At 60.2% G+C, this 8,325-nt stretch carries 4 protein-coding genes and 2 pseudogenes; 3 read left to right on the top strand and 3 right to left on the bottom strand.

Annotated elements, in window-relative coordinates:
• Positions 1-1,640 (bottom strand): beta-ketoacyl synthase N-terminal-like domain-containing protein (locus AWC27_RS30065; RefSeq protein ID WP_139836926.1); only part of this gene is annotated, 1,640 nt, incomplete at its 3' end.
• Positions 1,641-2,116: 476 nt separating this feature from the next.
• Positions 2,117-2,401: a hypothetical protein gene (locus tag AWC27_RS30060; protein WP_139836925.1), complete on the bottom strand. Its 285-nt coding sequence runs from the start codon at positions 2,399-2,401 to the stop codon at positions 2,117-2,119.
• 1,537 nt (positions 2,402-3,938) lie between these two features.
• On the opposite strand from AWC27_RS30060, the pseudogene AWC27_RS11455 reads away from it, so the two are divergent.
• The 3 genes and pseudogenes from AWC27_RS11455 to AWC27_RS11445 all read left to right on the top strand — a co-directional run bounded on the left by AWC27_RS11455 (position 3,939) and on the right by AWC27_RS11445 (position 7,624).
• Positions 3,939-4,271, top strand: a pseudogene (locus AWC27_RS11455) (type II toxin-antitoxin system PemK/MazF family toxin).
• Positions 4,272-4,992: 721 nt separating this feature from the next.
• Positions 4,993-6,165 (top strand): PPE family protein, encoded by a 1,173-nt coding sequence (locus AWC27_RS11450; protein ID WP_169726762.1) that lies wholly within the window; start codon positions 4,993-4,995, stop codon positions 6,163-6,165.
• Between the two features lie 301 nt (positions 6,166-6,466).
• Positions 6,467-7,624: a PPE family protein gene (locus AWC27_RS11445; RefSeq protein ID WP_085670598.1), complete on the top strand. Its 1,158-nt coding sequence runs from the start codon at positions 6,467-6,469 to the stop codon at positions 7,622-7,624.
• A gap of 368 nt (positions 7,625-7,992) precedes the next feature.
• On the opposite strand, the pseudogene AWC27_RS11440 reads toward AWC27_RS11445, so the two are convergent.
• Positions 7,993-8,325: pseudogene (locus AWC27_RS11440) on the bottom strand (hypothetical protein); the annotation flags it as partial.

The following is an 8,325-nucleotide window of genomic DNA, read 5'->3' as shown; positions in this document are numbered from 1 at the left end:
CAAGCGCCCGGCTGGGTCCGCAGGTGGTGGATGGCCAGCCCGGGATGGGGCTGGTCATGACCCAGCGCGTGCAGGGCCTCCAACAAGCTTTCGCGTGCCCCGCCGCTGGTGCTGCTGGTGCTGATCGCGGCCCGGTGGGGGTGATGGCTGCGGGTGGTGGCCAGGCTGTAGGCCAGATCCCGCAGCGATACCTCGGGCTGCTCAAGCAGGTGTTGGCGCAATCGAGCGCCCTGAGCGCGTAACGCGGCACTGCTGCGCGCCGATAACGGCCACACCAACACCGTGGGCTGGGCCGACTCGCCCGACTCCCCCGGTGGTGTGGTGGTGGTGTCGGTGTCAGAGACCGCCGGCTCATCGGGGGCCTGCTGCACAATCACATGCGCGTTGGTGCCGCTGATCCCGAACGAGGACACCGCCGCGGTGCGCACGTGCTCGCTCACCGGCCAGGGCATGCCTTCGGTCACCACTCGAACACTTGCTTGGTGTCCTGCTAGTGCTTTGTTGGGTTGAACAAAGTTGAGGGTGGGAGGAATGGCGCGATGCTTCAGCGCTAAAGCAATCTTGATGACGCCGATTACGCCAGCCGCGCCCTCGAGATGCCCAACATTTGGTTTTACGGAACCGATTAGCAGCAAGTCGTTAGCTCGTCCGTCACTGCAGTAAGCTGAAACTATTGACTGTGCTTCAGCAGCATCGCCGACGGGCGTACCGGTTCCATGTGTCTCGATGTACTGGACTTGATGTGCTTCAACTCCCGCGCCGGCTAACGCGGCACGTAGTAACCGTTCGTGTCCGTCGGCCGTAGGGGCAGTCAAACCACGTCTGGCCCCATCGTTAATCGCCGCGCCATCTCGGATTTCGCAATACATTCTGTGGCCACATTCGATCGCGTCCGCAACCCGAGCAAGTACTACAAAGCCGCCGCCCTCACCCCGAACATAGCCATTAGCCGCGTCGTCGAACGGGCGGCATATGCCGTCGTTGGAAAGTACGCCAAGTTCAGCGATGGATAAGGCCATCTGTGGATCGAGGTTGAGATGTACCCCGCCCGCTATCGCGAGATCACATTCGCCCCTGCGCAGGCTGTCAATGGCCAGCTTAATAGCTACCAACGACGACGATTGTGCGGTATCAACTACCAAACTGGGGCCCTTGAGCCCAAAGAAGTGGGATATCCGGCCGGCTATAACGGAGCGGAGCGACCCCAGCGTACTTCGCGGGTTTGGAGCGAGACTTAGGCCCGACATAAGACGGGAAAAGTCGTCACGCATCGCGCCGATAAACAAGCCTACCGACTTACTGCGGAAGTTCTCTGGGACAAGGCGTGCATCTTCAAACGCTTCCCAAGCAAGCTCAAGAGTGATCCGTTGTTGCGGATCCATATTTTCGCCTTCGGTATCTGAAATACCGAAAAACGGGGCGTCAAAACCCAGCGCGCCTGCAAGCTGCGCGCTATATTTCAATCCTTCAGGAATGGCCTCATTGTCAGAAGCGGTCGAAACAAGCTGCTCGTAGTGAGGATCATTAGATATTGCACTTCGTCCCCGATTGATAAATTCCCAAAATTCAGCGGGACCATTGGCTCCCGGCACGCGGCACGATACTCCGACGATGGCAATGCGATAGCCTTCAACTGTCATGCTGGTTGGCCGCTCGCCTGAGTACAAGTACCGCGCAATTCTGCATCGAGACGCGGAAGGCGATCAGTTATCAGCCATGAGCGGGTGGCCCGTCTAGTGTCGCGAGCGACCTGCGATGACCGCGAAAACATCCGACGACGCAACGTATTTGGGACGACAACGAACAGCCGCGCGCTACCCCATGCGCGCCAGAGGAGCAAAAGTAAAGTCGGCGAAGCTGCCAATTTAGTGGCGCCCTTTACCAAGCCGTACACCCAGCTCGCGGCATGCATGTATTCGTTTCCCTACTATAAAAATTGTCGGAGTTTCTTCGTCGCAAGGTTTATCGCCGATAACGGCTTACCTGCATTTCTACCGAAGGCATGCATTGGCCAGGGTGTCAATGCATGCCTTGTTGTAACGCTACACGGTGACCATTGCGCTAGGCAACAGTAGCAGCCTGCATGGTTCCTGTAAGTGCTCTTTTGGCCGTGTTTTTATTCGCTTTCCCATCGCGCGTCCCAGCCTTCACAAAGATAGATGCGCGGTTTATGCATGGTGCCGACCCTGAAGGGTGTCCGATAAATATGATGGATGGCGGCGCGCACTCGGTAATCCTCCAGAAAGCGCATTACAAAACCCAAGATGAAAGCTATTACCGATTCGACTGCCGAGAACACAGCGGCACGCAGTCGACGCTGCAGGATGCCCCAAAGGTGCTGACGTTGCTGATTTTGATGTCTTGCATACTGAATCGAGTTCATAATGGGCGCGACATTCATGCGAACTTCGCACACCTTTCTCTCGATTTGCGGCCTGGCAAGGCGTATGCGCCGGTGCAAGTGCCTAGACGGTGGATCGCGGCTTGGCCAGTGGGTCAATGCCGCTCGGCATTGCCGATTGGCAGTCTGTGTATTCGCGCTGCGGCGATGCAGCGGGAGCAGACCCTAGTGTTGCACCCGAGTTTCGGGTACAGAAGAGCCAAAACTCCCCAGATGGCGATGCGAACTGGGTGAAGATGATGCGCGCTTGCCGGCTCGCCCCGGAATGCGCATACAAACTGTTACCCCGGTGTGCCGCGATCGTGGGCCAAAGGGCCGTCATCCCTTAAACCATGTCGCTCATGGATGCCAGCGGCGCGTAAATGCTGACGCCGGCGCGCCCGCCGATTTCACCCCGCCGATATCTCGGGCACCACACAACCTGATACGCACACTGAAACGCGATATTCGCATTCCTAACACGCACGTCCGACCACATTAGGCAGTGATCTGCTACCTAGCGCTCCGAGAACCCCGAACGCGCGGAAAAGTAGGGACCACCAGCACGAACGTGACACACAACCCACTCTCAGCGCTAGGCGGCAGCGTCTGCGCTGCCAACCCGCCGATCGGTGCGCTTCGTGCGCTTGGCCGTACGTCGCGAACGCGGGCCCGATGTCAACTATTTGCATGCGTGCGAGTACACGGATGGTGATCAGCCACGTGAACTCTTACCCAAAAAATGTTCCGTCATGACCAAGCAGCAGCGATCACCGACGCTGAGGACATGGCCGCTGCGGTTGATCGGCTCACGAGCATGGCAGGCACCCGATGGCGCGAGCACACGGTCGCTCCACGACGCGCAGAACCCCACCTCGGCAAAGGCCCAAGTGCCAGCGGCCCACTTCGCTTACGCGCAATGCGTGAAATCGGTCACCGCACAACGCGTGTACGCGGCCAGAACCTTTACCCCGTGCATGAAAGGTCGTGGCGTTGCTCGCGGCTCGACACCTCTCGGGCCTCGACAATGCTGGCGCCATCCCTTGTGCCACAACACATTTACGCGTTGTCCAAGGTCACGATTGCGTTGTGTTGCAATGCATTATGGGCTGGCATGATGCTTGTCCGTGTTCCATGGGTTGTTGGTGAAGCACTTTCGTCGGCGAGTCCGCCTGCCGCCCTCGACTTTTCAGGGGCGCCAATGACCGCGATGGCGTGTTAGTGGATTTGGTTGGAAAGTTTAGTGACCAAAGCGGCACACCGCAGCGGTGTCCTTGCTCTCCGCCAGCCGCCGATCAGCGGTCATCAGCTTGCGCACGATCTGCCCGGGACTGTGCCGCTTCCTTGTCGCAATGATCTAGTCGAGCCTTCCCGCTAGGGGCGGGCCCCGTGACGTACGTATCGACTGCCAACTCGTTAGGTCGAGTTAGTTGGACCGTAAGGCAAATTATCGGAATACGCGGCAGCACAACTGTTTTGCGCAGAGCATGGCAGAGCCGCTGCAAGCTGAGGGCAACGTCGCGTGACAGTACCTGAGCAGCGCACCGGTTTTCACCCGGTGGTAGCTCCGGCTGACCTACATCCCGCACGCAGTAGCGAGGCCAACAAGCAACGACCCGCGGTAATCGTGAGCAACGACCGCGCTAGCGCGACGGCGACGCGTCTCGGAAGGGTTTAGTCACAGTTGTTTTGATACCAGTAACACCGACAAGGTCTTTCCGTTTCAGGTGTTGTTATCGGCACCCATGAGCAGCCTTCACGTCGACTCCAAGGCGCTGGCAGAACAGTCAGATCCATTGCGACACAACCACTACTCCGCCACATCGGCCAAGTATCGCCCGATGAACTAGTCGACAGCGACGAGGCCGTGAGGCTTCGCCTGGCGCAATAACTTAGGATCTGACACTTATCGAGCCAATCGACCAGAACCAACCGAGGCCGCTGACTGAACCGCCAATGTAGCGATAGGCACGGCTCTCCGCCGAGAGAAAGCCAACTGGGGTAACAGCCGCCGATTGGCCACCGGCCCCCGGCGGCGGGGCTTCTCCGTCGGTAATACGTCACCGTGACGAATTGCCGCGACCCGCACGGCTAGGGGTGGCAACCACAGCAGCCGCAGCCCCCTCCGTTGTTGAGTTGTTTGGTTGGCGCATCTATGGCTCTCCCGCGCGTTACGGCCACGGATTCGCAGGCGATCGAGGTCACGTACATGCGCTGGACATTGCATGCATCTTGCCAGCCCCCACCCAGGCGCTGTATAACACTTTTACAGTACCCCTACCGGGGTAGGGTATATGTAACAAAGGGATAATTGTCGAGTAACTTTCACCGCGCAGGATTCCTCTTGATGTAGGCAGCAGGACATTGTTGCAGTAGTCATGGTTTGTCGCTTGCATCATCGACGCCGGCGTCGCCTCGAAAGTCCCTCTTCGTCAGGTGGTTTCGCGATTACTATCGAAGGTCCGATCGAACACATTGTCCCGCCGGCAATGGGTTGCGTGAGTCCGCGTGTGATTAGCGCCGGTAACGCTGGCGCCGGAACCGGACTAGCTGAACTGTTTGGGACTGGCCCGGGCGGCTCCGCTTCGCACCTCGCGAGCTGGAGTGGCTCTATGGCCGGCGAGGCTATCCCAACGCAGGTATTGCCGAACTTTGGGGCACTACCGCCGGAAATCAGTTCGGCTCGCATGTATAGCGGAGCAGGATCGGGGCCGCTGTTAGCAGCCGCGAGCGCCTGGGACAGTGTGGCTGCAGAACTGTCCCTAGCCGCTACTGGCTACGATTCGGTGATTTCGGAACTGGCGACCTCACAATGGGTAGGGCCCACATCCGCGGCGATGGTCACATCGGTCATACCGTTTGTCGCATGGTTGGGTGCCAGCGCAACCAAAGCTGAGCAAGCCGGGGCACAGGCGAGGGATGCAGCGGCAGCCTATGAGGTGGCTTTTGCGATGACAGTGCCGCCACAGGAGATAGCGGCGAACCGCACGCTGTTGATGGCACTGATCGCGACCAACTACTTTGGGCAAAACATGCCGGCGATCGCAGCCACCGAGGCGCAATATGCCGAAATGTGGGCGCAGGACGCCGCGGCCATGTACGCCTATGCCGGTCTCTCGGCGACCGCCTCGTTATTACCGCCTTTGACGTCACCGCCGACAACCACCAGTGCGGACGGGCTTGCAGAGCAAGCCGTTGCGGCGAGCCACGCCGCCGCAACGGCGGCAGGCAGCTGCGAGGCGACGGTTGCACAATTACTCGTCGCTTTCGCAAACTCGGCCGCAGCGGCGCAACCTGCCGTCGTTGGCGCAATTCCCTGGCACACCATACAAATGTATTGGATGGAATTCATTAGCGTATTCACTACCCTTGAGGGGTTTGTGTACGGCTGGGGATGGGGAACACTGGGCGCACTAGGGCTGGTAGGGGCCCTGATGTTTGACCATACGGGGACAACGGGGGATGCCGAAGCCGCCGCTGCGGGTGTTTCAGCTATGGCTTCGCCCCTAGCGCTCACTGGTCCCCTTGGATCCGTTTCGGCAAATTTGGGCCACGCCGGAAAGATCGGGGCGATGACGGCGCCACCGAATTGGGTGAATTCGGTGCCGGTGCTAAGTATTGACAAAGCCGAGCTGTCGACTATTGCTATTGGCGCCACGCCGACCAACTCATCGGGCCTACTTCAAGGCATCCCAATGCGCCGCGGAGATGGCGCCCGCGGCTTTAGTCGACGCCAATACGGGTTACGCCTCACAGTGATGTCACGCCCGCCGGGCGCCGGATAGCGCTCGCACCGCATCAACGGGATATCGGTGACAATCAAGCGACGCCCACTACGAATTATCAAATATTTGCAAATACGCCGTCGTTCATGGCGCGCAATGGTTTACCGCAAAAGGAATTGATCGGTAGCGAGCAATCTTTCGAGAATTCATGCGAGTAAGAAACGTATTACGGAGGAAGTGATATGCGGCTGTTCACCATTCCCGCACAAGCAGGGTCAACGCCCAGAACCAACCGGCGCGACACGGGCACCCAGAGAGGCGGCGGCCAGGCAGACCGGCACCCTGTGAGGAGTGTCTAGCAATGGACTTTGGGGCGTTACCGCCGGAGATCAATTCCGTCCGCATGTATACCGGCGCCGGGTCGGCGCCGATGATGGCCGCTGCGTCGGCCTGGAAGGCGCTGGCGGCCGAACTGACGTTGACTGCCGCCGGCTACGAACGCGTGATCACCACGCTGCACACCGAAGAATGGATGGGTCCTGCCTCCGCATCGATGTTTGCCGCAGCAGCTCCCTATATCACCTGGCTAAGTGCAACCGCCGCGCAAGCTGAGCATGCGGCCAGCCAGGCACAGACCGCCGCCGCCGCCTATGAGGCCGCGTTTGCTGGCATAGTGCCGCCACCGCTAATCGCCGCCAATCGCGCTGAATTAGCGTCCCTTCGCGCTACCAACCTGTTCGGTTGTAACTCTGCTGCGATCGCGAACATTGAAGCCCAATACGGCGAAATGTGGGCTCACGACGCTATGACCATGTACCGCTATGCCGACTCCTCGGCGAGCGCCTCGGCCCTGGCGTCGTTCACTCCCCCGCCAAATACCACCAACCCGGCTGCGGCGGCCATGCAGACAACCGCGACTGTCCAGGCCGCGGCCGGCTCAGCGCAGAGCATTCTGTCACGGTTGCTTTCCGAGGTGCCGAGCCTGCTTCAAAACCTTGCATCGCCCGTCCTTGGTTCCGCTGGAGCAACGCCCTCCCCGGGATGGCTGCAGTGGTTCCTGGATTGGTATATGCCGCTGTCCCAGATCTTCTACAACACTGTCGGATTGCCCTACTTCGGTATCGGTATCGCCAGCAGCGTCGCAACCGCAGAGCGTGCGATGGGGCTGATCGGTCCGGAAGCTGAAGCTACTGCGGCAGCCGCACCCGAGCTTGTCACTACACCCAAGGCATCCGCAGGAGGACTGGGCAGCAGTGGGCAGATCGCTGCGAGCGCAGGCAATGGGTCCTCCGTCGGCAAGCTATCGGTACCGCCCACCTGGGCTGGGTCTAACCCGCAGGCCAACCCTGCCCCGCCCGTGCGAGTCAGCAATATAGTTGAGCCTCCGGATGTAGCCCCGTCTGGAAACCTATTGGGTGGTATGCCGCTGGCCGGTCCGGGCGCGGGTGCAGCGGGAGGAGCCGGCCCCCGGTATGGCGTCCGCCCCATCGTGATGACCCGTCCGCCTTTTGCCGGTTAGCGGGATCAATGAGCAACCGCCTTCAATTCAACAGGCAACCACCGCGCAGTTTGCGGGCGCGGGTTGTTGATCAACCCATCTCGGCGATGCCAACGCAGCGTCGGGCTCGTGGCCACGTGGAGCCCTGGACACGGCCGCCCCCTTGAAGGGTTGCCGCGCAAGGCGACCATCCCTGCGCCTTCGGGTTGGCTGCGGATGAGAAAGCTTGACCATCAACTTGCACAACAGTATTCAGCACGATCCCCGCGCTCCGTGTTCACCCTTGCGCCGGCGCAAAACGCGACCACGGATGCCCGCATAGCCAGGAAGCAAAACAGCGCCGGGTGAATCACCGTTGAATTGCTACTGACCGATCGCGCTTTACGATGTCACTCGCGACCAGTCATACCGGGTTCACCGAGCAGCAACCCCCCCGCACCGCCCAAACCCGCAAGGCCGTGCGTCGAAAGTGTTGAGCCCGTTCCGGCGTTACCGCCGTTACCGCCATTACCGACCAGCCAAGCGTCACCACCAGCACCACCGTTACCGCCGGTGCTACCCATGAATGACGCATCCCCGCCGGCACCGCCATTACCTCCTAGTCCTACCAGCCCGGCTTTGCCGCCATTGCCTCCGTTGCCACCTGCCCCCGCAGCAGCAAAGCCGCCAGAACCGCCAGCACCACCCTCCCCACCAGACCCCAGCGCGAAGCCCCCATCACC

Origin of the sequence: Mycobacterium szulgai (assembly GCF_002116635.1) — a bacterium.
In the GTDB taxonomy this organism is placed as follows: Bacteria; Actinomycetota; Actinomycetes; order Mycobacteriales; family Mycobacteriaceae; genus Mycobacterium; species Mycobacterium szulgai.
Note: the sequence above shows the minus strand (reverse complement) of the source record. Positions and strands in the feature narration are given on the sequence as shown.